This is a genomic window from Paenibacillus sp. GCM10027629 (genome assembly GCF_042676425.1).
Classification (GTDB): domain Bacteria; phylum Bacillota; class Bacilli; order Paenibacillales; family Paenibacillaceae; genus Paenibacillus_K; species Paenibacillus_K terrigena.
Genome location: NZ_JBHTGZ010000012.1, coordinates 607,088 through 633,329, shown reverse-complemented (window position 1 = coordinate 633,329; position 26,242 = coordinate 607,088). Strand labels below are relative to the sequence as shown.

The 26,242-nt window shown below is 46.6% G+C and carries 21 protein-coding genes; 18 read left to right on the top strand and 3 right to left on the bottom strand.

The features are described 5' to 3' along the window. The first annotated feature begins 132 nt into the window (after window positions 1–132). The 15 genes from mqnC (at window position 133) to ACFQZR_RS23420 (ending at window position 18,861) form a co-directional block, all read left to right on the top strand. Window positions 133–1,266 (top strand): cyclic dehypoxanthinyl futalosine synthase, encoded by a 1,134-nt coding sequence (gene mqnC / locus ACFQZR_RS23490; protein WP_379350427.1) that lies wholly within the window; start codon window positions 133–135, stop codon window positions 1,264–1,266. Between the two features lie 153 nt (window positions 1,267–1,419). Further along, window positions 1,420–2,334, top strand: a complete 915-nt coding sequence (locus ACFQZR_RS23485) for a putative sporulation protein YtxC (RefSeq protein ID WP_379350425.1) — start codon at window positions 1,420–1,422, stop codon at window positions 2,332–2,334. A gap of 371 nt (window positions 2,335–2,705) precedes the next feature. Further along, window positions 2,706–4,646 carry a threonine--tRNA ligase gene (gene thrS, locus ACFQZR_RS23480; protein WP_018756185.1) on the top strand — a complete coding sequence of 647 codons (1,941 nt, stop codon included), beginning with the start codon at window positions 2,706–2,708 and terminating at the stop codon, window positions 4,644–4,646. Between the two features lie 192 nt (window positions 4,647–4,838). Beyond that, window positions 4,839–5,912: a hypothetical protein gene (locus ACFQZR_RS23475; RefSeq protein WP_379350422.1), complete on the top strand. Its 1,074-nt coding sequence runs from the start codon at window positions 4,839–4,841 to the stop codon at window positions 5,910–5,912. Window positions 5,913–5,946: 34 nt separating this feature from the next. Further along, the gene (locus ACFQZR_RS23470; RefSeq protein WP_379350420.1) at window positions 5,947–9,438 is read left to right on the top strand and encodes a cohesin domain-containing protein; all 3,492 of its coding nucleotides are present in this window, start codon (window positions 5,947–5,949) and stop codon (window positions 9,436–9,438) included. 122 nt (window positions 9,439–9,560) lie between these two features. Continuing rightward, the gene (locus ACFQZR_RS23465; protein WP_379350418.1) at window positions 9,561–10,118 is read left to right on the top strand and encodes a 3D domain-containing protein; all 558 of its coding nucleotides are present in this window, start codon (window positions 9,561–9,563) and stop codon (window positions 10,116–10,118) included. Between the two features lie 22 nt (window positions 10,119–10,140). After that, entirely contained in the window at window positions 10,141–10,398 is a 258-nt protein-coding gene (locus ACFQZR_RS23460; protein ID WP_379350416.1) for a hypothetical protein, read from the top strand. A 448-nt stretch (window positions 10,399–10,846) separates the two neighbouring features. Then, window positions 10,847–11,713: a cell wall-active antibiotics response protein LiaF gene (gene liaF, locus ACFQZR_RS23455; protein ID WP_379350414.1), complete on the top strand. Its 867-nt coding sequence runs from the start codon at window positions 10,847–10,849 to the stop codon at window positions 11,711–11,713. A 3-nt stretch (window positions 11,714–11,716) separates the two neighbouring features. Then, entirely contained in the window at window positions 11,717–12,760 is a 1,044-nt protein-coding gene (locus ACFQZR_RS23450; RefSeq protein ID WP_379350412.1) for a sensor histidine kinase, read from the top strand. Further along, a complete protein-coding gene (locus ACFQZR_RS23445; protein ID WP_379350410.1) occupies window positions 12,747–13,400 on the top strand; it encodes a response regulator in 654 nt (217 codons plus the stop codon). Before ACFQZR_RS23450 ends, ACFQZR_RS23445 begins: the two co-directional genes overlap by 14 nt. A 115-nt stretch (window positions 13,401–13,515) precedes the next feature. Beyond that, entirely contained in the window at window positions 13,516–15,123 is a 1,608-nt protein-coding gene (locus tag ACFQZR_RS23440) for a S1C family serine protease (RefSeq protein WP_379350408.1), read from the top strand. Between the two features lie 73 nt (window positions 15,124–15,196). Beyond that, a complete protein-coding gene (locus ACFQZR_RS23435) occupies window positions 15,197–15,892 on the top strand; it encodes a response regulator transcription factor (protein ID WP_379350974.1) in 696 nt (231 codons plus the stop codon). Continuing rightward, window positions 15,892–17,343, top strand: coding sequence for a sensor histidine kinase (locus tag ACFQZR_RS23430; protein WP_379350406.1), 1,452 nt, complete (start codon window positions 15,892–15,894; stop codon window positions 17,341–17,343). Before ACFQZR_RS23435 ends, ACFQZR_RS23430 begins: the two co-directional genes overlap by 1 nt. Before the next feature lie 58 nt (window positions 17,344–17,401). After that, the gene (locus ACFQZR_RS23425; protein ID WP_379350404.1) at window positions 17,402–18,349 is read left to right on the top strand and encodes a 4-hydroxy-3-methylbut-2-enyl diphosphate reductase; all 948 of its coding nucleotides are present in this window, start codon (window positions 17,402–17,404) and stop codon (window positions 18,347–18,349) included. A gap of 11 nt (window positions 18,350–18,360) precedes the next feature. After that, a complete protein-coding gene (locus ACFQZR_RS23420) occupies window positions 18,361–18,861 on the top strand; it encodes a DUF2062 domain-containing protein (RefSeq protein WP_379350402.1) in 501 nt (166 codons plus the stop codon). Between the two features lie 45 nt (window positions 18,862–18,906). On the opposite strand, the gene ACFQZR_RS23415 is transcribed toward ACFQZR_RS23420, so the two are convergent. Then, a complete protein-coding gene (locus ACFQZR_RS23415; protein ID WP_379350400.1) occupies window positions 18,907–20,112 on the bottom strand; it encodes an MFS transporter in 1,206 nt (401 codons plus the stop codon). 68 nt (window positions 20,113–20,180) lie between these two features. Further along, entirely contained in the window at window positions 20,181–20,462 is a 282-nt protein-coding gene (locus ACFQZR_RS23410; protein WP_379350397.1) for an ArsR/SmtB family transcription factor, read from the bottom strand. A gap of 265 nt (window positions 20,463–20,727) precedes the next feature. Between ACFQZR_RS23410 and aroF the strand changes: the two genes are divergently transcribed. The 3 genes from aroF (at window position 20,728) to serC (ending at window position 24,820) form a co-directional block, all read left to right on the top strand. Further along, a complete protein-coding gene (gene aroF, locus ACFQZR_RS23405; protein WP_379350395.1) occupies window positions 20,728–21,792 on the top strand; it encodes a 3-deoxy-7-phosphoheptulonate synthase in 1,065 nt (354 codons plus the stop codon). Between the two features lie 249 nt (window positions 21,793–22,041). Next, window positions 22,042–23,466, top strand: coding sequence for a type I glutamate--ammonia ligase (gene glnA / locus ACFQZR_RS23400; protein WP_018756168.1), 1,425 nt, complete (start codon window positions 22,042–22,044; stop codon window positions 23,464–23,466). Window positions 23,467–23,731: 265 nt separating this feature from the next. Next, on the top strand, window positions 23,732–24,820 hold the full coding sequence (gene serC / locus ACFQZR_RS23395; protein WP_379350393.1) for a 3-phosphoserine/phosphohydroxythreonine transaminase: 1,089 nt from the start codon (window positions 23,732–23,734) through the stop codon (window positions 24,818–24,820). A gap of 93 nt (window positions 24,821–24,913) precedes the next feature. Here the strand turns inward: serC and rsgA are convergent, their stop codons facing one another. Beyond that, the gene (gene rsgA / locus ACFQZR_RS23390; RefSeq protein ID WP_379350391.1) at window positions 24,914–25,984 is read right to left on the bottom strand and encodes a ribosome small subunit-dependent GTPase A; all 1,071 of its coding nucleotides are present in this window, start codon (window positions 25,982–25,984) and stop codon (window positions 24,914–24,916) included. Window positions 25,985–26,242: the final 258 nt, after the last annotated feature.

Genomic DNA, 26,242 nt, shown 5'->3' with positions numbered 1-26,242 from the left:
TTAGGCAAAACCTAAATGAGTACCGGACTTCGAGGGTGAACGCAAGATTCGATGTCTTGAAACACATCGTGATCAAAAGATGTCTTTTTGAACTACATCTACAAGTATGGGGAAGCAAAGGAGTGAGCAGACATGTCAGTAGATCACATATTGGATAAAGCTGCAGCAGGTGAGCGCATCAACGTAGAAGAATGCATTACCTTGTTTGAATCGGATCAAGTGGAGAAGATGGGTCATGTCGCGAACCAGATCATGCAGAAATGGCATCCAGATCCGATTACGACGTTCGTCATTGGACGCAACATTAACTATACGAATATTTGCGATGTATATTGCCGATTCTGTGCATTTTACCGCAGACCTGGCTCGGATGAAGGATATGTATTGCCGAATGAGGCGATTTTCCAGAAAATCCAAGAAACCATCGATGTGAACGGAACAGAAATTCTGATGCAAGGCGGAACGAATCCGAACTTGCCATTTAGCTATTATACCGATTTATTACGTGAGATTAAGCAGCGGTTCCCGAACATTACGATGCATTCCTTCTCTCCAGCTGAAATTATGAAGATGAAGGAAGTATCAGATGGCTTATCGCTCGAAGAGGTCGTTCGTGCTATTCATGAAGCTGGACTCGATTCACTACCAGGTGGTGGAGCTGAGATCTTGGATGATCGTACACGCCGCAAGATTAGTCGTCTGAAGGGCTCGTGGCGGGATTGGATGGACGTGATGCAGACGGCACATAAAGTCGGCATGAACACGACAGCGACGATGGTTGTTGGCTTCGGCGAAGGAATGGATGAGCGTGCGCTGCATCTGGATCGTGTGCGGATTGCACAGGATGAGTGTCTTAACAATCAATATCCGTCTAAAGGATTCTTGGCCTTTATTCCGTGGACCTTCCAACCGGACAATACGAACATGAAGGCGGAACGCGTCACACCTGAAGAGTATCTGAAGACACTTGCGATCAGCCGGATCTATCTCGACAATATCCCGAATTTCCAATCCTCATGGGTTACGATGGGACCAGAAGTTGGGAAGCAGACGTTAAGCTATGGCTGCAACGATTTTGGCAGCACGATGATCGAAGAGAATGTCGTTTCGGCAGCGGGCGCAACCCATAAAGTGAATATCGGAACGATTCTAGAGACAATTCGTGAAGCGGGCAAGATCCCTGCGCAACGGGATACGAAATATAATATCCTGCGGGTCTTTGAAGAAGAATCGAATGTTGAACGCGATTTTATTATGCAGAATTAATTGATAACAGCTACCCTTGGCGGTAGCTGTTTTTTATTGCATCCGTGAGAAATTCGCCTTGATTCTGGACTTGCTGGGAAAATCCTCGTTGTATATCTGTTTCCTAAAGCCCATATACTGAATAAGAACATTGTTCGGGAAGGAGCAAGTCACATGGAACTGTTTACAGTCACAATAACGACGACTTCCGATGAAGCCTGGTCAAAATTTCATAGTCAGATGGAACAAGAATTCGCTGATTTACATATGCAGCCGGAAGGCGTCACATTTACGGAATCGAGGAATTCCCATGAATACCAGATCATTTGCCATGGCATATTGCCAGGATTTAAGCTGACGCAGCACGCGCCGAAGGTCTATAGTAAGGCGGCGAATGTGCTTGCGGAGTATATTCTGGAAATCAAAGAACGTGCGGTACTACGCCGCATTATTCGCAAAGAATTTCATTACAAACGATCAGAGGATCTAGATAAAATCGAGACGTATTGTATGGAACTGCTACAAGAGACGAACGAAGAGTTCCGTACACCGGATGATCGCGAACGGCGCAAACGGCTGCTCGTTCAGGAGATTACGCAGTATTTTGAAGAGAATACGGCGCTTCACGTGGAAGGCTTTATCCGATTCCGTCTGGATGCCTACACGAAGGAATTGCGTGACATTGTGGAGTATGCGGTTGATGAGTATATTCTCGATCAGCAATATCATGAGTTTATCGCACTGCTTAAATATTTTGTGTTCGTGCAGGAGACTAAAATTCCTGTGGCCCATGTGATGCATCGCGGCGATCATCAATTTGTGCTGCTGAATGATCAAATGCGTCCGATTGAGACGAAGCAAATGACGAGTGTTGTGGTTGAGATGCCTGATCATGATATTGAGGTCGAGGATATGATTGTGAGCACCTTAATTACCGTCTCACCGCAGAAGATTTATATCCATACGCGTGAACCAGAACTGCAAGTGATTAAGACGATCCAGCAAATTTTCGAAAGCCGTGCACAGTTATGTGTGTATTGTCCTGTCTGTTCGCCGTACTTGAGTGAAAGTGCGCAGCAGCATGATTAATTAACGAATTGTTAAAGGGATACAGCTTGACCTCCTCCTCGAATGGATTTATAATAACGGTAACTTAAATCGCGAATAGCGATGACAAAGACATGAGTCCTTGGTTGAACTGTCCAGAGAGAGGAAACATCGGCTGTAATTTCCTTCAGAGCTCACCTTCGATTTACCCCTTTGTAGCTGATTCATCGAATGATAGTAGATGGATCCGATTCATTCTCGTTACCGAATGCACTAAGGAACGTTTTTGTTACAAGTCATTTGGGCTTAGCATTACGTTCGAATTAGGGTGGAACCACGGGTATATAACACTCGTCCCTTTCTGGGATGAGTGTTTTTTGTTGTTTTTTTATATTGAAGGAGGAAAAGGGAACATGTCAGTTAAAGTAACTTTGCCGGATGGTGCAGTACGCGAATACGAGGCAGGAAGCAGCATTGAAGATGTTGCAGCATCGATCAGCAGCGGACTGAAGAAGAATGCAGTAGCAGGTAAAATCGATGGGAAGATCGTGGATGTCTATACACCGATCGATGCGGATGCAGCGGTTGAGATCGTGACCCTCGATAGCCAAGATGGACTTGAGTTGATGCGCCACAGTACAGCACATTTGATGGCACAAGCGATCAAACGTCTGTATAAAGAGCACAATGTGAAGTTAGGTATTGGACCGGTTATTGAAGATGGATTCTACTACGATATCGATATGGAGCACTCCTTGAATCCGGAAGATCTTGCGAAGATCGAGAAGGAAATGGAGCGTATCGTGGGTGAGAATCTTCCGATTCGTCGCCGTGTTGTGAGCCGTGACGAAGCGCTTCGCATCTATACAGAGCTCGATGATAATTTGAAACTAGAATTAATTCGTGATTTGCCAGAAGATTCGGTACTTACCATCTATGATCAAGGCGAGTTCTTCGACCTCTGCCGTGGACCGCACGTTCCTTCGACAGGCCGCATCAAAGCGTTCAAATTGCTCAGCGTTGCAGGCGCTTACTGGCGCGGTGATTCCAAGAACAAAATGCTTCAACGGATCTATGGTACGGCATTCGTGAAAAAAGCAGAACTGGACGAGCATCTCCGTCTTTTGGAAGAAGCGAAGAAACGTGATCACCGTAAGCTGGGTAAAGAACTGAAAATCTTCACGTTCTCCCAACAAGTAGGTCAAGGCTTACCGCTCTGGCTTCCAAACGGATCGAAGCTTCGTCGCACATTGGAGCGTTATATCGTAGATCTCGAAGAAAGATTGGGTTATGACCATGTCTATACACCAGTACTTGCGAATGTAGAGTTGTATAAGACTTCAGGTCACTGGGAGCACTACTCGGAAGATATGTTCCCGAAAATGGTATTGGATAACGAGGAACTTGTTCTTCGTCCGATGAACTGCCCGCATCACATGATGGTGTTCAAGAGCGAAATGCGCAGCTACCGCGACCTTCCGGTTCGTATTGCCGAGCTTGGAACAATGCACCGCTATGAAATGTCAGGGGCATTAACAGGTCTGCACCGCGTACGCGCAATGACATTGAATGATGCTCATATTTTCTGCCGTCCGGATCAAATTAAAGAAGAGTTCGCACGTGTCGTGAACTTGATCCGTAAAGTCTATGAAGATTTCGGTATCAAGGATTATCGTTTCCGTCTGTCCTACCGTGATCCGCAGGATACAGAGAAGTACTTCCAAAATGATGAGATGTGGGAAATGTCCCAACGCATGCTGCGTGAAGTGGTGGAAGAGCTTGAACTTCCATTCTTCGAAGCTGAAGGCGAAGCGGCATTCTATGGTCCGAAGCTTGATGTACAGATCAAGACAGCACTCGGCAAAGAAGAGACGTTGTCGACTGCACAGCTCGATTTCTTACTTCCTGAGCGTTTCGAGCTTGAATACGTTGGCGATGATGGTCAGAAGCACCGTCCAGTCGTTATCCACCGTGGTATTATCAGTACGATGGAGCGTATGACTGCTTACTTGCTCGAGAACTTTGCAGGCGCGCTTCCGCTCTGGTTGTCGCCGGTGCAAGCGAAGATTATTCCTGTCTCGAACGCATTCGAAGACTATGCCAAAGAAGTGGTTGAGAAGCTTCAGGCTGAAGGGATTCGTGTTGAAGCGGATCTTCGCAATGAGAAGCTCGGCTACAAAATCCGTGAAGCACAGCTGGAGAAAGTGCCTTACATGTTCGTCGTCGGTGAGAACGAGAAGAACGATGGCGGCGTCTCTGTCCGTCAACGCGGTGTAGGCGATCAAGGCTTCCTCAAGTTGGATGAGGCTGTAGCGCGACTGGCTGAAGAAATTCGTACACACTTGATTTTCTAATATCCTGTACTACGAAGAGATCCCTTACTTGGTCTTAAAGTGAGGGATCTTTTTTGTGTCTTGAATAGGTAAAAATTTTATATATTTAAAGTCAAAATAATTCACGCCTTCATTAACTTGGAATGGTTATAATGATGGCACATGGTTGGTTCGTATCAAGTTAAATAGCAGCCTGATCGAGGAGCTGATGTCATGAGACAAGGAAAAGCCTTCTTAAGGATTACAGGTAACAAGCGCTATTTCATCGGGGTCGGCATCGGAATAATATGTATGATTATCGTGATCGCTGCATGGCGAATGACTTCCTACGCATCCGGGGATGACGTGGTATTTACCATCGATCATGTTGAGGTAACAAAGGGGGAGTTCGAACTTTTTCTCCAAAATAATAAAGCGCTTGCAACAAGCTTCTTCAAACGGAAATATAACGCGGAGTATACCGAAGATTTCTGGACATCGACCTATGACGGGGAGAATCCGCTTGATTATGTGAAACAAAAGGCAATGGAAGAGCTGCGCAAATATAAAATGCAGCAAATTCTCATGCGAGAGCAAGGAATCCTGTCGGATATTTCGTATGATGCCTTTCTGAAGCAGTTCGAGACGGAGAACGAACAAAGGGAAGCTAAGGTTCGGAATGGTCAGCCGATCTATGGCCCGAAGCAGTATGGAGCAAGCGAATATTATTCCTATGTGCAGAACATGAATGTTCAGCGATGGATGGATCAGTTGACGAAAGAGACCATGAAATCAGAATCCGAAGAGATGTTTCGGTCGACGTACGAGGACATGAAGCAAGAACAATTCCATCGGGGCTACAGCTATGAATACGAGAAAATATCGGTACCCAGTGCAATGGAAGCGCAGTCTGAGCTCGAAGCGTTGAAACAACAGGCGTCTACGAATGACTTATCAACCGAGGAAGTTGTCAAGCGGTTGAATTTAACTCAAGACATTCATATTGAACGGCTGAGTCTAGACCTGGATGACAAATCGAAGGATGATGATCTCGCGCAAAATTTAAATTTGGTGTTGACGGAGATGAAACCTGGTGAGTTTACGGCCCTGGATTCTTCGGGTGAAGACACTGTTCTATATAGGCTGTTAGCCGCCAAGGATAAAGGATATGAACCGTATGAGAAGGTTCGAGCTGCCGTCGTTCAGAGGTTTGTTCAGAAGCAAGTGGAGCTCCAGGTAAGTCAGCGACTGAGTAAAGCCGTGATTGAAGTACACCAAGATGTACTGAATCGCATCTCGTTTACTTAGACGCTCTTATAATATGAATGAGGAGGATACTGCATTGAACAAGAAACGGATGAACAGGGGGTTACTCTTGCGATGTCTGTCCATGCTGCTGATCATGACCATGACGATGCCTATGATGATTTCACCTCAGGCACAAGCCGCACCAGCAGACCAGACAGGGCAAGTGGAGGTTCAGACGCAAGCCGCTGCAGCTGCCCACAATACATACTACGTCAGTGCGAATGGACGAGATGATCAGGATGGATTGTCTGAAGCGACGGCATGGAAGACACTCGATAAGGTTAATCAGACGCGTTTTGTTCCAGGAGATCGCATTCTCTTCCGGGCTGGCGATGTCTGGAACGGATCGGTCAAGCTCCGAGGAATCTCAGGTACGAAGGAAGCTCCTATTGTATTTAGTCATTATGGGAATCTGGAGCAAGCGGGAAGACCCGTCTTGAACGGGAATGGAACAACGACGACCGAAGAATCAGCTATCGTTAAAAATTATACCAGCGTCAAAGATAAGACGATGTCTGCAACGATTGATGTGGTGAATGGCAGTTACTTGGAGTTCTCGAACCTCGAGATCACGAACTTTAATCCGGATGTCGTGTCGCAGCGCGCGGGAATTAATATTCGTACAGCTTCAACAACGACAACAGAATGGGAAGCGAATCCGCACCGCGGGATTACGATCAAGAATAATTACATTCATGACGTGGACGGGAATCCAAAAGGCTGGAAAATCGGTAGTGGCGGCATCTTGATTCTCGGTAATATTTCCGATGTGCTCGTGGAAGGAAATACGGTGAAGCGGGTGGATATCGAGGGAATTCGCAATGCAGGCTTGTATAAGGAAGGCGACGTGAATGCGAATTTTCCGAGAGTGCTGAAGAATGTGAAGTTCAATAACAACTATGTCGAAGAAGTGCAAGGCGATGGCTTTGTTATGAGCAACATCGGCAGTGAAGGCCGGATGGAGTACAACACGGTTGTGAAGCATTCAGCCAAGAATGTTGGGAATGTCAACTATGCTGGGCTGTGGGTCATTGGCGTAAAAGACATGATCATGCAGTACAACGAGGTGTATGGCGGAATTTACGGTTACAATGATGGTCAAGCATTCGACGTGGATATGTTCTGCGAGGGCACGCTCTATCAATACAATTACAGCCACAGCAACCGAGGCGGATTCATTCTCTTCATGGGTGGATCGAAAAATTCAGTTGTGAGATACAATGTGAGTGTGAACGACGGGGACGGAAGATATATTTTCCACTACTTACCGACGAGTTCGGCAGATGCACCATTAATTCATAACAATACATTCTTCACAGATGCGAACATCAATACCAAACTCATGAGTGATTCGGGTAAATATATGCGGTTGTATAACAATATTTTCTATTCGAAGGCAGATACAGCGATGGGGACGGAAACCTTCGCTGGGGGTGAAGTGAAGAACAATATTTTCTACCCAGGAACGAATTATCAGAATGCGAAGTTTACAGGCATCACGTTCAAAGACAATGTATTTACAAGTCCGAAATTTGCAAGACCGGGTGAAGAACCGAAAGATCTGATTGACGCGAAGGGCAGCGTCCTTGATGTAAATCGATTGAGTGGATATAAATTGTTATCGGGTTCACCGGCTATCGATGCGGGACTGGATATGACGGCAATGACGCCGTCAGTATGGTCAGCTCCAACCGTCGATTTCTTCAAAAATCCGATCACGAATCCAGCGAAGGTGGATATCGGAGCGCACGAGTTCACAAATGATGAACCGGGTGAGCAGTCTCCAGAGATTGTGCCGCAATCCATCGCGATCGACCGAACAGAAATCAGCCTTTATGCAGGACATGTAGGAACGACATTGATTGCAACGGTAGCTCCTGCAAACGCCTGGTTCAAAACAGTGAAATGGTCGAGCTCCAATCCAGCCGTAGCTACAGTGAATCAAAGTGGATTTGTGACGCCAATGATCCCTGGCGAAGCAACGATTACGGCGGAGAGTACAGTGAGCCCAAGTATCAAAGGGGAGGCACGTGTGCGGGTACTAACGCAATCGACCGTTACATCTTATAAGATTACGAGTGATGTGAATGAAATATCGGCTTCAACGCCAACGATTCAACTAAGAACAGACGGTATCACGGAAGACGGGAATACGCTTCCGTATGCACCATACTATCAGGTTACTTACAAGACGGATCAGCCTAACGTGATCATTGATTCGCAGATTGGGAAGTTGGAAGTTAAAGGAGATCTAGCGGGTGTTCGTGCCATCAAAGTATCTGCGGAAGTACAAGAATACAAGGATTTGGTCTTCTCACAGAGCTTCGAGTCCGGATGGGGCGATTTCGTACCGGAGACGGGGGCATCTATAACAACAGGCACGATCTCGGATAAAGTCGCATACCAAGGAAAGCAGAGCGCACTCTTCAACGTGGGTAACGGGTCGAACGCCATTCAGAAGCTATTCGGGCAGGCGAAGCAAGGTGTCGTGACGATGATGCTGTACGACGATGGTTCCATGGATACGAAGACACGTGTGGTCGCGCATGTTGGGAATGCGAGAACGACGCTCTTGGCAGGGATGGGATTACTCTATGATGGCAGTGCATATGGATCGCTTGATTATTATTCGGTACGCGCAAGCAGCAATGCGACGGCTTGGGAAGCTACGACGGTCAAGCGGAGTAAGGGATGGCACGAACTGAAATGGGATTATACTTCCGAGACAGATCTCAAGATGTATATTGACGGGCAATTGGTGAAGACGACGACAGCGATCAAGAATTTTGACCGGATTGTTCTTGGATTCCTGTGGGATAGCGCGAATGGACGTACCTTTGCCTTCGATAATATCAAGTACGCGCTTAGCGATGACAAGGTGACATATCAAGCGGAGCCGCTCATCCTCCCTGTCGAAACCAAAGAACTTACAACGACGCTGACAGGCAGCGGAACCGTTCAAGCAGGCGCTGAAATGAAAGTCAATTTTGGATTGAAGAATGTGACCAACAGCGTCTATGCGCAAGATATTGCTATTCATTATGATCCCACAGCCTTGGAATTCGTCGCTGCGGTTCCTATGAAAGACCGGGTTAGCATCGTCGAGAAAAAGGTTGATAATACGGGAAAACTGCGTCTCATTGTGGCAAGCGAAGGGGAAGGCAACGGCATTACAGGAACACAGTCGATTATTGAATTGACCTTCCGCGCGAAGAATACAAGTGTTGCGAAGACGGCACAGATCACAGCCCTTCAGACGACTGTCGCCGATGGAGAAGGTGTAGAATCGAGCGCTGCTGCTTCCTCCCAAGAAGTACAAATCACGCCGATTGATCCTGGTACACCGCCTGGCGACATGAACCATGACGGCAAATACTCCATTGGGGATCTCGCGATCATTGCAGCGCATTATGGAGAGACGTCGGCAAGTCCAAATTGGAGTCAAATTGCAATGGGTGATATCGACCATAACAATGTCATTGATATTCATGACCTTGCTTGGATTGCCAGCCAAATATTGAAGTAAATGAATGGAGAACACACCTTTGTCGGCCTAAGCTGCTTAGGTGTGTTCTTTTTTTGGGGATATCGATGCATAAAATGTTGGACCTCTGGAAAGCCTTTCGGGATAAGGGGGAGATATCCATTATGCTTCGAGGCATACGCAGAACATGGCCCAAATATGGTTGGATGATTGTGATTGTATTCGGAATGAGTTTGTTGTTCCCAACGTCATCATTTCAGGCGCTAGCTCAGGAGAAACCTACTAAAGAAGTCATTGCGCCAGAACCTAAAGATATTCTAGAAACACTTAGCGTGGTCGCAACAGGCTATACAGCTGGAGTTGAATCGACAGGCAAACGACCTGGCCATCCGCAATACGGAATTACGTATTCCGGCGTGAAGGTCAGACGCGATAAGCATAAAATATCAACGATTGCCGCAGACCCACGCGTGCTGCCGATCGGAACGGTGTTGTTCATTCCGGGTTATGGCTATGGCATTGTCGCAGATACTGGATCAGCAATAAAAGGCAACAAAATCGACCTGTATTATAAAACCACAAAACAAGTCTACAAAGAGTGGGGCAAAAAAACCTTAAAGGTCCACGTCATTAAGCGTGGTGAGGGCAAGGTTACCGAGAAGTTGATCCATGAAATGAATGAGGCGGTTATTGTGCATAAGATCCCGAAGGAAGTCGCATAATACTTCTTGGAGGTGAGCAATCATGGCTAAGAACAACAACCGCAACAATATGAGTGGCAACCAAAAGTTCGATGCAGAATTCGCGAGTGACACAGCTGGCGTAGCGAACAATGCTAGCTCCGCACGCGCTGCTAACGCAGCTGCACGCGCGAACAAAGCTAATTTCGATACGGAATTCGCAAGCGAAGCAGCTAACGACTCTAGCGCAGCAGCTGCTAATGCAGCAGCTCGTGCGAATCGTCAATCTTCTCAAGCAAATGCGGATGCAGACGACCTATAAGACGGATGGATCCAAAGAGGACGCATAAGCGTCCTCTTTTTCTATTTGATGCCTGATTTTAACTTTTTGTGGAAGCGGACTCCGCCTCGAGACCGATATGAATTTCAACCCGCCGACGCTGTTCAATGCTATCGACATCCTGTACACTAAAACTAAATTGAAGAGGTAGTTCAAAAAGTCATCATTTGATCACGAAGTCATACAAGAAGCATAATCGACATCGAATCTTGCGTTCACCTTCGAAGAGCATATGCTTACGGAGTATGTTTCCTCTGGAAACATTTCAGGTACTCATTTAGGTTTCGCCTAAACTGCGTTCCTCCTAAAAGTTTTTCGGAGAAAAACTAGCTACGGAAGCATGGCTTCAGGTTCTCGCAACCTTCTTGGTGCTGAAATGCCGACTTTTTGAACTCGAACTTAAAGAAGATCGTTAGTGGAGGCGTTGTTTATGCATTCAGGATTTGGGTCTCGATTGTTCGGAGGGCTTATCCTTGTCGGAATCGGTGTCGTGTTCTTATTGAATCAAATGGGTTATGTTCACGTGGATATTGGTTATGTGATCCGAACGTATTGGCCTGTGATTCTGATTTTGGCAGGATTGAAGAATGTGGTTTCGTACAAAAATCATGAATATGGGCGTTCGATTTCGTTCGGGAATGTTATTTTGATCGTCATCGGTGGATTCTTCCTCGCACGTAATTTGGATGTTCTGCACCTATCAACTGGTGAATTTTTTCGTTATTTGGTGCCACTTATGCTTATTCTGATTGGTCTGTACGTTATTCTCAAACCGCGGCGTTCGTATAAGAAACATGACCCGCATTTTCATATCCCGCCCGAGCCGTATGGGATGACTCCGCCACCGCCACCTCCTCCAGGGACTGAAGCACCGAAATCAACCTGGAAGGATGATTACGAATTTGGTTGGAATGAGAGTACCGTCAATAAATCCGGGTTTATCGGGGATATCCATATGGGGTCAGATTTCTGGGAATTGAAACCGATGAATATCTCGCATTTCATTGGAGATACCGTCCTTGATTTGACGAAAGCACACATTCCATATGGGGAGACAAAAATTAATATCTCCTCCTTCATTGGCGACGTTAAGGTCTATGTTCCGAATGATATTGAGGTTGGTATTGCAGTCTCCTGCAGTGCATTAGCTGGCGATGTAAAGCTGCTGGATCATTTCGAGAGCGGGTTCATGAAGAATATCCGTCAAGAAACACCGTACTACAATGAAGCAAGCAAAAAAGTACGCATCATCGTCAGCACATTTATCGGTGATGTCAAAGTGAATAAAGTAGGTTAAAGCATGATGACGCGCATATTGCAGAATTCAAAATGGGGATTATTGATTTACTTCGCACTCTCCAGTGCATTTAGCATCGTCGCTGTGCTGCTCGGTATCTTTCGATATCAGGGGCTGTTAACAGATTTCCGATTATGGATAGGGTATTTGTTGCTTATCATTATCGTATGCACGATCGTCGGTTATGCCGTAGCACAGCGGATGCAGCGTCGTATTGATGCCATTCATGACAGCATGCTTCAAGTCTCAAGGGGGAATTTATCCGTTCGAATTCGGCGGACAGAGGACCCCTCTTTTGCACGTCTGTACTATGAATTCAATACGATGGTAGATAGCGTAGAGAAGAAGATGAAATTGCTGCAGAAATTAGGGGAGCAGCAAGTGGTGCAGCTGGAGATGACGACAGAGTCTGCCGTAGCCGAAGAGCGGAAGCGGTTGGCTCGTGACCTGCATGATTCGGTTAGTCAACAATTATTCGCCATTCATATGTCAGCTTCATCCCTCCCGAAGGTGATGGAAGTGGATATGGAACGTGCGAAGCTTGTCATGGATCAGTTAATCCAAATGTCTTATCTGGCGCAGAAGCAGATGCGAGGACTCATCGCGCAGTTAAGGCCTATTGAATTGGAAGGGAAATCACTGGCGGAAGCGCTGGATGCATGGTTTCCTGATTATTGCCGACATAATGGGCTGCAAGGGACCAAAGAGCTGGACCTGCATGAACCAATCTCGGAGGCAAAGGAACATCAGATGTTCTTGATTATCCAAGAAGCGGTAGCAAATATTGTGAAGCACGCCTCGGCACAGCGAGTCACCCTGAAGCTAACAGAACGGGAGAGTCAATATATTCTATCTATCAATGACGACGGCCGCGGATTTAATAAGCAGATGTTGAAGCCTGGATCCTACGGGCTGCATACGATGCAAGAACGTGCAGAGAAGCTGGGCGGACAGGTGGATATTATGAGTACACCAGGTGTTGGGACGACCATTCGTGTATACATGCCGAGATTCGAAGAGGAGACGAAGATCGATGGAACAGATTAAAGTATTGATCGTTGACGATCATGAAATGGTACGTATGGGATTACACACGTATTTGATGATTGAGCCGAAGTTCAACGTCATTGGGGAAGCTAGCAATGGGCTCGAAGCGATTGCAGCATTGAAGCTAGGATTTGCTGAAGGCATGCCTGATGTTATATTAATGGATCTGATGATGCCAGAAATGAATGGCGTTGAAGCGACGCGAGAGATTATGCGTGAATTTCCTGCGATGAAGATCATTATTCTTACAAGCTTTCTAGAAGATCGGCAAGTGGTAGAGGCAGTAGAAGCGGGCGCGGTCAGTTACGTTCTGAAGACAGTCTCTGCCGATGAATTGATCTATGCGCTGCAAGGCGCATTCCGTGGCATGCCTGTCATGACCGGAGATGTCTCCCAAGCCTTAACCCGAGGGATTCGGCAGCGTACTACACAAGGGGAATCGGATGGCCTCACCGAGCGAGAGAAGGAAGTGCTCCTGCTAATTGCTGAGGGCAAGACGAACAAAGATATCTCCGAAGAGCTGCATATCAGCATTAAAACGGTGAAATCTCATGTGAGCAATTTACTGATGAAATGTGAAATGGATGACCGGACGCAGCTGGCTATATATGCACATCGTAAAGGGTGGGTAAGCGCCTAAAAGGCTATCGCCTAGGTTTTATTTTCGTTTAAATTGTTTTTAAGGTTGGTTTAAGGTTCATCGTTCATGATAATGACTATACAGAGCAGCTAATATAGTAATGGAGGTCATTCGAATGAGTGAAGAAAATAAACGCAATGATAATGAACAATTATTCGAAGAGCATAACAATAATGAGCCTAAAGAAAATCAAGACAAGCAAGAGCAGTCATCTTCGTATTACTATTCTTATGGACCTTTCAAATCGGTACCAAACGATGTAACGGGAAATGATTCCACAACGGTCGGCAGTGGAACGGCTTCTGAAGTAGAAGTAACACCTCCAGATCCGATCAAAGCGGCACCGACGCGTTCCTACTATACTTCGCAAGGTATGGAATTGAAGGCAGGCAACGTGGATTTCGCGAACTACAGTAACGGCGGAAGCGGAAATGGTACCGTCGGTGGGAACTGGCAAGTGAATCAAGCCCGTCCGAAATCATCGTTCAAGACGGTGTTCATCTCCTTCTTAGCAGGGATGCTCGTCATTAGTTCCTTAATGTTCGTATCTGACCGGTATAACTTATTCACAGGAAGTACGAATGCTTCTGAAGGTGCAGGCTCATCCGGTGGGAATGCCGTAACGACAAGCGCGAATGTGAATACACCGCAGCTCGATCGCCCAGGAGATATTACAAGCATTGTGAAGAATGCAAGTCCTGCGGTTGTGAAAATCGAGACGTATGTGAAGCAAAGTAAACGACAAAGCAGTTCCAATCCATTTATGGATGATCCGTTCTTCCGTCAATTCTTCGGTGATGGCAGCGGCGGGTCCAATCAACAACGTCAGAACAGCAACAGTGATCAGTTAATTGAGAATGGATTAGGTTCAGGGTTTATTTTCGACAAATCCGGCTACATCCTAACGAACCAACACGTTATTGCAGGCGCTGATCAAGTCAAGGTCGTCTTGGAAGGGCATGATAAGCCGTATGTTGCAACAGTACTCGGCTCGAGCTTTGACTTAGACCTCGCCGTTCTCAAAATTGAAGGAACGGACTTCCCGACGATTAACATCGGTAACTCGGATCAAACCCAATCCGGAGACTGGCTTGTGGCGATTGGTAACCCGAACGGCTTCGACCATACGGTTACGGCTGGGGTGTTAAGTGCGAAAGAGCGCTCCATTAGTATTCCAGATCAAGAAGCAGGCAAGACGCGTGAATACAAACATTTGATTCAAACCGATGCGTCGATCAACCCAGGTAACTCTGGTGGTCCATTACTCAATATGAACGGTGAAGTGATCGGGATGAACGTGGCGGTAAGCGCGGACTCCCAAGGGATCGGGTTTGCTATTCCAGCGAAGACTATTCTGGAGAACTTGTCGAACCTAAAAGCGAACAAGGAAATTCCACAAGAACCTGTACCGTTCATTGGTGCAACGCTTGCGACGATGACGGATGATATTGCGAAGCAGTTGAATACGGACAAAGTCGAAGGATCGATTGTTACGCAAGTATACTACCGTACACCAGCTTATGATGCTGACCTTCGTGCGTACGACATTATTACAGGGATCGACGGAACGAAATATGCGACGAATGACGTGTTGATCGAAGCGATCCAGAAGAAGAAAGTCGGCGACGAAGTGACGTTCAATATCGTTCGGAATGGGAAAGCGATGGATCTAAAAGTCAAAATCGGTGACAAAAATAAATACAACGCAAATGGAAACCAATAATAATGGTTAGGGAGGAAGCGGAAGGAGGGATACCTTCTTGCTTCCTTTTCGCATGAGACAGGGAGATGAAGCGATGAGGCAGAGGATATTGATTGTAGATGACGATGATAAGATTATTTCGATGCTGCGGCGCGGGCTTGCTTTTGAAGGGTATGAAGTAATGACCGCATCGAATGGGGAGCAAGGACTGAATAAGATGATGGAATCCGATCCGGATATCGTCATTCTTGATGTCATGATGCCGAAGGTGGATGGCTGGGAAGTATGCCGGCGTATCCGTGAAGCGGGCAGCTCCGTGCCGGTGCTGATGTTAACGGCGAAGGATGATATCAAGGATCGCGTGAAAGGGCTCGATAACGGAGCGGATGATTATCTGGTCAAGCCGTTCGCGCTTGAAGAATTGCTTGCGCGTGTTCGTGCCTTACTGCGTCGCAAATCGAGTGAGACCGAAGTGGAATCCGTATCCAGACAAGTTGCTTATGAAGATCTAGTGCTGGATTTAGACATGCGACAAGTGATTCGTGATGGGCATACAATAGAGTTGACGACAAAGGAATTCGAGTTGCTCCATCTATTCATGTTGAATCCGAAGCGGGTATTGACGCGGGACATGATCATGGAGAAAATCTGGGGGTATGATTTTAGCGGGGAATCAAATGTACTGGAAGTGTATGTAGCGATGCTGCGGCAGAAGACCGAAGAGTTCGGAGGTAAACGGATCATTCTGACGGTGCGTGGCGCAGGCTACGTGCTGCGAGGTGATTCGTAATGTCGATTCGGCTTAGGCTTACAGCATGGTATGCATCAATTCTCGCCGTTACGTTCTTACTTGTTGGACTTGCGATTTATTGGTTCGCAGATCAGAGCATTTATGGCGGGATGCGGGACCGGATTAACAAGCAGGTTGATGTGATGCGAATTACAGCAGATTATAATTTTTTGGATGGAATTGATTTGAATGTTGGCGGTAGAGGTTTCGAGGAGGAAATGTACGCCCAATTCGTAAACTATGTGAATGGCACGATTAAAGTGACGCCTAATTTAGGGGGGATACAGTTCCCATATCCAAAGTCAGCCGATAAAATAAAACCAGGATTTAAGCATATTACCGTCGAAGGTCTTCCGTTCTATGTGTATGAAGGCCCGATCAAGATTAAGAATAGCAATAAATCCATCGGCGTCGCAACGATTGGTGTCTATACGGGGAAAGAAGTTTTGTTCTTCACTCAGCTCAAAAATATTCTTACGCTCGTGTCCATTACGATGGTCCTTATCGCGTCCTCAATCGGACTCTTCCTTGCTAGGAAATCACTGCGCCCTATCGAAAACGTGATTCGTGCAGCGAATCAAATTCAGCGGGGGTCGGATCTTAGTGTCCGGATTAAGCGGACAGGGCCGAACGATGAGATTGGACAATTGACGGATACTGTCAATGAGATGATTTCTCGGATGGAAATCTTCTACCGTGAGCTAGATGAGTCCTATCGGGCGCAACGCAGATTCGTCTCGGATGCCTCACATGAATTGCGGACGCCTCTCACGACGATTCGCGGAAATGTGGACTTGCTCGAGAAGATGTGGGGAGCGACGGGGGAATTAGAGAAGAAGCACATCGACGAGGCGATGAAGAAGGAGATGTCGCTCGAAGCATTGCAGGATATCGCAGGCGAATCCAGACGTATGTCGCGCCTTGTGAACGACTTGCTGGCGCTTGCTCGCGCAGATGCGGGCGTTATCATGGAGAAAGAACCGATTCATTTGCGGCCGCTCGTGGATGAAGTGATTCGACGCGCACAGTTTCTGCCGCGGACAGCCGAATGGATCACGGGGGATCTGTCGGTACTGGACGCAATTGGTGTGAACGGGCATAAGGAATATTTACAGCAGATGCTGTTTGTTTTCATCGAGAATGCATTCAAATATACGCCAGAAGGGTCAGTTACGATCGATGCCATCCGCCATGATGAGCAAGTAGGAATCCGAATCAAGGATACAGGTATTGGGATGGATCGCGAGGAGGTACCGTATATTTTTGACCGCTTCTATCGAGCGGATGAATCACGTGGAATTATCGCAGGGACGGGGCTTGGCCTATCGATTGCCAAATGGATTATTGATGAGCATTACGGCTCTGTAGAAGTGGTCACAGCAGTAGAGAAAGGATCGACCTTTATCATCTGGCTTCCTATTGTTAGTAGCTTTCATCCTACCCTTGAATAGAGTATAATAATTCTGATATACAACGTTTGGGTAGTATGTAGATGAAAGCAGGTGCAACATGGAGGTCGTCAAAATTTCGCCTCGTGGGTATTGTTACGGGGTTGTCGACGCGATGGTACTCGCGACACAGACAGCGAAGAATCTGGATTTACCGCGCCCTATATATATATTAGGTATGATCGTACACAATCGTCATGTAACAGATGCTTTTGAGAAGGACGGCATCATTACACTCGATGGGGAGAACCGTCTAGAGATCCTAAGCAAGGTAGATAAAGGAACGGTTATCTTCACGGCACATGGCGTTTCGCCAGAAGTCCGCCGTATTGCACGGGAGAAGGGGCTTACGACAGTCGATGCGACTTGCCCGGATGTGACGAAGACGCATGATTTAATTCGTGAGAAAGTCTCTGATGGATATGAAGTGATCTATATCGGCAAGAAAGGGCACCCGGAACCAGAAGGTGCCATCGGCGTTGCGCCAGAGCATGTTCATCTGATCGAAAGAGAAGAAGAGATTGATCAGCTTGAACTGTCTACGGATCGTATTATTATTACGAATCAGACGACGATGAGCCAATGGGATATTAAACATATTATGAATCGCTTGATTGAGAAATTCCCTCGTGCAGAAATTCATAACGAGATTTGCCTGGCTACGCAGGTTCGACAGCAAGCTGTTGCAGAACAAGCTGGTGAGACGGATTTGGTGATTGTCGTGGGTGATCCGCGAAGCAACAATTCGAATCGTCTTGCGCAAGTATCTGAAGAGATTGCGGGTGTCACAGCATATCGTATTGCGGATATTACAGAGCTCAATCGAGAATGGTTAGCAGGGGTTCATAAAGTAGGTGTCACCTCGGGCGCATCAACACCGACACCGATTACAAAAGAAGTGATCGCATACTTGGAACAGTATGATGCTGATAACGAATCGACTTGGCCAATCATCCGAACGGTGAAGATGGATAAACTATTGCCAACCGTTCGCGATAAGTCCAGCTAAGGAATTTGACAATGTCCAACCGGAAATATTCCTGGTTCAAAGGCATCGGGAGATGGATGAAGTATAAATACTTGCTGCTGATCCGCGCTCGAGGCGGTGGAGCAAAAGTAGCAAAAGGATTCTCGATTGGTCTTGCCATTGAGATGTTCACGTTACCTACGATGGGGCTGGCTTTTTTCTTGATTTTCCCCCTCGTGTATATTCTACGAGCAAGCTTTGCAAGTGCGTTAATCGGATTTGTCTTCGGTAAGATCATCTACATTCCGATGTCCTTCCTGAATGGCATGGTTGGGGGGATGATGCTGCCGAAGCGTGTTCACATTCATATTCCTTACGTGCCGGAATGGATCAATCGGTTCATGATGTATAATTTGAAACTAATTGTCGGTGGTATTGTTGATGGGGTTATACTCGGACTGATTATGTACTTTCCTGTGAAGTGGATGATTGATTACGTAGGACATAAGCGAAAAGAAAAACGAAAAACACGCAGGCTGCATATTCACGGATAACGTGAATTGCAGCCTTTTTTTTGCATACGTGGTGGCGGAACGATATCAATTCGGTGCGGTACGTTGTGGCTCTTCAAGCTGAATCCGGGATCGAGCGCGTGCGCGGAATCGTGAGAGTCCTAGCGATACAGCAGCTGTTCCAGCTGCTACCGCAACACCTGCAGCACCAATCCAGCTGATGGATGCCAGCGAGATTTGCTCGATGGCAAAGCCGCCAATCCCTGCGCCAGCTGCCATGGCCAGCTGGAGAATCGAGGTGTTCAAGCTAAGCATAATGCCAGAAGCTTCGGGCGCAAGTGAAATGAGATAATATTGCTGTGTAGGTCCAGATGACCAAGCGGAGAACGCCCATAACATGAGCAGCGGGAATACAATTACAGCAGAATGAGCTGAGATGGATAGGCTTAGGAGAACGACTGCATGAACCAGCATGCCGCTGATCAATGTGCGGGCAACACCCCATTTGTCGGTGCTAAAGCCTCCGAACTTCGAGCCAATGAGACTGGCGATGCCAAATGCGAATAATCCAATACTGACGCCTTGTTCATTCATCCCGGTGATTTGGAGAAGAAATGGCGAAATGTACGTATAGACGATCGAGTAGCCAAGGATCCAGAAGAAGGTGATGGATAAGGCAATCGCGATTCGCGGTTGTCGAAGGAGCGCAAGCTGCTTACGAAGGGGAACAGGTTCTTCGCCGGTTGTTGATGGAATGACGTAGATGATCAAGAAGATGGCTAGGATGCCGAGGATACCAATGCCTCCGAAGATCAGCTTCCAGTCATACGAGGAAGCGATAACTCTTCCTAAGGGAACACCAATGATTAGAGAGGTGCTGAAACCCATGACAAGGGTGGCAATGGCACTTCCTTGTCGATCTGCTGGGGCGAGCTTGGAAGCAACCGTTAATGAAGTGACGACGAATACGCCGGTACTGAGCGCTGAGATGATGCGAGAGGTAATTAGGAATCCGAATCCAGGGATGATGGCGGCGATCGCATTTCCGATCACGAATATGCTAAGGGAATAGATTAGTAGTTGTTTCCTTCCCACGCGCCCTGTAAGCGCCATGAGGATGGGGGTCCCAAAGGCAAATGCCAGTGAGAATACCGTAATTAATTGACCGGCTGCAGCAACGGAGATTCCTGTATCCGCAGCCACCTTGTCTAGAATCCCCGCGATAATATTCTCTGACGTACCTACCAGAAAACTAACGATGGCTAATATATAAATTTTCCAAGCATTGGACATGATTGTATTGCTCCTCTCTCCACTTATATTTCAGTATTTCTAAAAATATAGAAATAACAACAAAAAATTTATACGAGCAAAAACGGTGCGTACTTCTGTGCGACTTCGCGATTCACACGATAGAAGATATAGGTTCCGTCTTTACGAAGTTCCAATAGGCCGCAATCGGTCAATAGCTTCAGATGATGCGACAGGGTTGAGCCTGCAACAGATTCGAGCTTATCCTTAATATCGGAGCAGCACAAATTTTGCTCTTCTGTAAGCAGCATGGCGATTTTGAGCCGGGTAGGTTCCCCGAGTGCTTTGTATACTTTGACAGCTTGTCGTGCGTCTGCGTTGTCTTCGAACATGGTTTTATCACCTTCGCTGTGTGTTGTCATTATTTCTATATCTATCGAAATTAAGGTACCATAACTTTCTGTGGAAGTAAATATGTTATTTTCTGAAAAAGCGCTTGCATCGTTTTTTTATTTAGATGGTCTTGACGGGCATCCAAATAGGTCGTATAATCGCTTTAATGAATAAAAGCTTAAAAGCGTATAAGCGTTGAAGCATAATAGTGAAATGGTGACAATGGAACGACAATAGATAATGACAAATCAAGGAGTGTTGAACATGATTGCTATTACATCCAATAAAACTTCGGAAACCCGTGTGAATGAAATTGTTAAAGTGATAGAGCAAGCAGGGGCACAGGCCCATATCTCTCGTGGCGTAGATCGTACGGTGATTGGGATTGTCGGTCAATTCGAGCCGAAGCTCGCAGAACATCTTCGTCAAATGAAAGATGTAGAGAATGTCATCAAGATCTCGAAGTCTTACAAACTCGCAAGCCGCGACTTCCATCCAGACGATACGATCATTGAGATTAAAGGCGTGAAGATTGGTGGGAACAATCTGACGATTATGGGCGGTCCATGTGCGGTTGAATCGCCTGAACAGATTGATGAGATTGCTAGACTTGTTAAATTAGCAGGCGGTCAAGTTTTGCGCGGCGGTGCATTCAAGCCAAGAACAGGTCCTTACAGCTTCCAAGGCATTGGTGTCGAAGGTCTAGTCATGATGGCGGAAGCAGGGAAGAAGCATGGATTATTGACGATTACAGAAGTCATGACGCCTGAGACAGTAGATATCTGTGCAGAGTATGCGGATATTCTTCAAGTGGGAACACGCAATATGCAGAACTTCGATTTATTGCGCAAGCTTGGGGAATGCAATACGCCTGTCCTGCTTAAACGCGGCTTCAGTTCTACGTATGATGAGTTCCTGAATGCGGCGGAATACATTCTTGCAGGCGGCAATCCGAATGTAATGCTCTGTGAGCGCGGCATTCGTACATTCGAGACATACACACGGAATACGCTCGACCTGACGGCGATTCCTGTTCTTCAGCAATTGAGCCACTTACCAGTGATCTCTGACCCGAGCCACGGCACAGGTCGTAGGGAGTTGGTTGAGACGATGTCTAAGGCTTCTGTTGCGGCAGGCGCGAACGGATTGATTATTGAAATGCATACCGATCCAGATAATTCGATGACAGGCGATGGCGTACAATCGCTCTTCCCGGATCAATTCGCGAACCTATTGAAAGATCTGGAGAAGTTAGGCGCATTAATGGGTAAAAACTTCGACACGGAGAAAGCTCCGGCGGAAGCGTTCGAGACGTGGAAGGTTGTCTAATAGATTGATAATAAAACGAGACCATTGCGATGATGCAATGGTCTTTTTTGGTATCATAACAGGGCATTTGCACTTTATAACGAATGATTTGTACTATGTCACATTACCTCACATATACCATAAAAAATACCTGACATGAGTATTGACGATGGTTCAACACAGGAATATAATAACTTCAACAAAGAAAAGAAAAGTTGAACATTCACAAGTGGGAACCCGATTAATGTTCGGGAATGGGAGGAATTTAGGATGTCAGTTCAAAGCGTATTAGACCTAATTAAGCAAAACAATATTGAGTGGGTAGATTTCCGTTTCGTAGACCTTGGCGGTCGCGCACATCACATCTCGTTGCCGGCTTCTGAAGTAGAAGCAGAGACATTTGTGAACGGCGTTGCTTTTGACGGTTCATCGATCCCAGGTTTCCGCGGCATTGAAGAATCGGATATGGTTATGATGCCAGATCCTGAATCCGTATATATTGATCCATTCACAGCACATCCAACATTGATCGTGATGTGTGACATTCATACGCCAGATGGTGAACGTTATGAACGTGACCCGCGCAGCATCGCGCAAAAGGCAGAGCAATTCATGCAAACGACAGGTGTGGGTACGGCGGCATTCTTCGCACCAGAGTCTGAGTTCTTCATCTTCGACGACGTTCGTTATGAGAACTCCATGAACAGCTCGTCCTTCTACGTGGATTCCGAGGAAGCTTCTTGGAACACGAACCGTAAGGAAGACGGCGGGAACCTAGGCTTCAAAGTGCGTACGAAAGGTGGCTATGTACCAGTAGCTCCAGTCGATACACAACAGGATATCCGCAGTGAAATGTGTCGTCTTATGGCTGAAGCCGGACTTCGCATCGAGCGTCACCATCATGAAGTTGCGACAGCAGGTCAAGCAGAGATCAACTTCCGCTTCGACACATTGACGAAGACAGCGGATAACTTGATGAAATACAAATACATTATTCATAACACGGCAAAGCAATATGGTAAAGTGGCGACATTCATGCCAAAACCATTGTTCGGCGATAACGGCAGCGGTATGCACGTTCACCAATCGATCTTCAACGGTGACACACCTTTGTTCTATGAAAAGGGCGGCTACGCGAACTTGAGTGAAATGGCGCTTCACTACATCGGCGGTATTTTGCATCATGCACCAGCGTTGATCGCATTAACGAACCCAAGTACGAACTCGTTCAAACGCTTAGTACCAGGCTATGAAGCGCCTGTGAACTTGGTATACTCCAAAGGTAATCGTTCTGCAGCGATTCGTATTCCAGTTGCGGCTGTAACGCCAAAAGGATGCCGTATCGAGTTCCGTACACCGGACTCCACAGCGAACCCTTACCTTGCATTCGCAGCGATGCTGATGGCAGGCCTTGACGGTATCAAACGTAAGATTGATCCTTCTGTTCTTGGTTATGGACCATTCGATAAGAACATCTACGAATTGTCAGATGCAGAGAAGAAAGAAATTCGCAGCGTACCAGGCACATTAGACGATGCGCTAAATGCACTGGAAGCAGACTACGAATTCTTGACTGAAGGCGGCGTCTTCACGAAGGACTTCATCGAGAACTACATCGAGCTTAAGCGTGGCGAAGCGAAATCGGTGAATATCCGTATTCATCCGCAAGAGTACAGCCTATACTTCGATTGCTAATATAAAGTGCAGTTCCTGCCTCGATCCCTTTGACGGATCGGGCAGGAATTTTTTGCTGTTGCCATAACAATTCCACTTGATGGAACCCTATATTACTGCTATCATAACCGTAACTATTTTATTGTGAAATCCAACATCAAGCTTCTCGAATACGATCGACCGCGGTTCATTGTAGGTTTTATCGCCCAATAGAAAATGTCTTCGATTGCCGACGGCAGCTTTCTATTGTGGTAAATAAATATAGATAGGGTAGGGAGAGATGATCATGAGCAAGAGAGCTTATAACTTCAATGCAGGACCCGCAGCAATTCCGTTAGCCGTGCTAGAGCGCGCGCAGCAAGAATTCGTAGATTTCCAGGGATCAGGTATGTCCATTATGGAAATGTCCCACCGTGGTGCGATTTATGAAGGTGTTCATAATGAGACCGAGCAGTTACTGAAGAAATTATTGAATGTTCCTGCTGGTTATAAGGTGCTGTTCCTACAAGGCGGAGCGAGCACGCAGTTCGCAATGATTCCAATGAATTTACTGCGCGAAGGACAAGTTGCAAGCTATGTCATGACAGGCAGTTGGGCGGACAAAGCGATTAAAGAGGCAAAATTGATCGGTGAGACGCATATTGCAGCTTCTTCCGAAGCGGATAAATTCATGCGGATTCCAGCGCTGGACGAGATCGAAATCCCTGCTCATGCAGCTTACTTACACGTTACATCCAATGAGACCATTGAAGGGACACAATTCGCGTCCTACCCGGATACAGGCAATGTACCTCTTATCGGCGATATGTCTAGTGATATTCTCTGTCGCCCGGTCGATGTGTCGAAATTCGGCATGATCTATGCTGGAGCACAGAAGAATTTAGGACCTTCAGGTGTTACCGTCGTGATTGCTCGTGAAGAGCTTATCGCTGAATCGCCGAAGACGATTCCGACGATGCTTCGTTACGATACACATTTCAAGAATAACTCGCTCTACAATACACCGCCTTCATTCTCGATCTATATGGTGAATCAAACCTTGAAATGGCTTGAAGAGCAAGGCGGACTAGCTGCGGTTGAGCGTAATAATCGCGAGAAAGCGAACCTCATCTATAACACGATTGATAACAGCGGTGGATTCTATATTGGTTGTGCACAGGAAAGCAGCCGTTCGATCATGAACCTTACATTCCGTCTGCAATCGGAAGAGCTAGAGAAGAAGTTCATTAAAGAATCGGAAGCCGTAGGCTTCGTTGGATTGAAGGGTCATCGCAGTGTAGGCGGCTTGCGTGCTTCGGCGTACAATGCGGTGCCGCAAGAGACTTGCCAGGCACTTGCAACCTTCATGGCTGACTTCCAGCAGAAGAATGGCTAACGAATATCTCGAATAGAACTATTAAAGGGTCGTCCCCTTGTCATCTTGATGACATTGGGACGGCCCTTATTGTTGGTTAACCGTGTCATAGCCTTACCGTGACTTATAGCTGCTACGCATGGATTTCGTTATCTGCTTCCATTTCAGCTTCTCTTGCTGACGCAGCTTCGCATCTTCCTTGCGGGCGAGATAAGCGAGTTCAGCCTTCATTTTGTTATAGTTGTCATACCTGCCTTGCTCGAGCGATCCATTCTCAAGCGCCATTCTTACCGCACAGCGCGGTTCCTCTTGGTGCTTACAGTCTGAATAGAAGCATTGCTCTGTAAGGGATTCAACATCCTGGAAGGAGCTTGAGAAGCCTTCATCGGCATCCCATAATTGAAGCTCTCGCATTCCTGGTGTATCAATCATGAGCGCACCATCAGGGAGAATGAATAGTTCACGATGTGTCGTCGTATGACGGCCACGGTCATCCCCTTCACGCACCTCTTGTACCTTCTGACTCTCCTTACCGAGCATCTGATTAATAATCGAAGACTTGCCGACACCTGATGATCCGAGTAGGGCAATCGTCATTCCTTCTGCTAGATAAGGCTTAAGCTCGTTAAAGCCCGTTTCTGAGACAGTACTCACAATATGAACAGGAACGCCGATCGCAACAGATTCTAGCTCCGCTGCTTTTGCTTCAGGATCATCGCACAAATCAGCTTTGCTCAGAATAATGACCGGATTAGCACCGCTCTCCCATGCCATGATGAGATAACGTTCGACTCTCCGCACATTGAAGTCATTGTTGAGCGCGACGACGAGAAAGACTGTATTGATGTTGGTCGCCACGATCTGCTCGTCTGTTGTGGAACCTGCGACCTTACGAGAGAATTTACTGAATCGTGGCAGAACCGCATGAATCGTTGCACGGCCGTCTTCGGGACGAGCCGAGATCGCTACCCAGTCGCCAACCGCAGGGTAATCGCCGCGGCCTAGTGCACCATACCGATATTTTCCAGAGACTTCGCCGATTAGTTCACCATGTTCTGTATATAACGTATATAGATGGGTATGCTCAAGCGCCACGCGTGCAGCTTGATACCCTAAGCTTGCGAATGATTCAAATGCCGTCTGAATCGACGGATTAAAGCCTAATTGTTGTAATTGAAATGTCAAAATGGATTCCTCCTAATGGTCTTGGGTTTGAAAATCATAATCCAAGCCACAGTGAATCCTTAATCTTAATCGTCTACCGAATGGAGTCCATGAATGGAATTAAGGAGCACTGTGACCTCGCGACAAGTTATCAGTTCCGGCAATTAACGTATTTTTTACCATATTTACCACTCCTTTTCTCATTACGGATAGAACATCCTTGTTGTTTTCCTTATTTAGGTTGAACAAGAACATTATAGGAGTTGGTGTGGCAAAAAG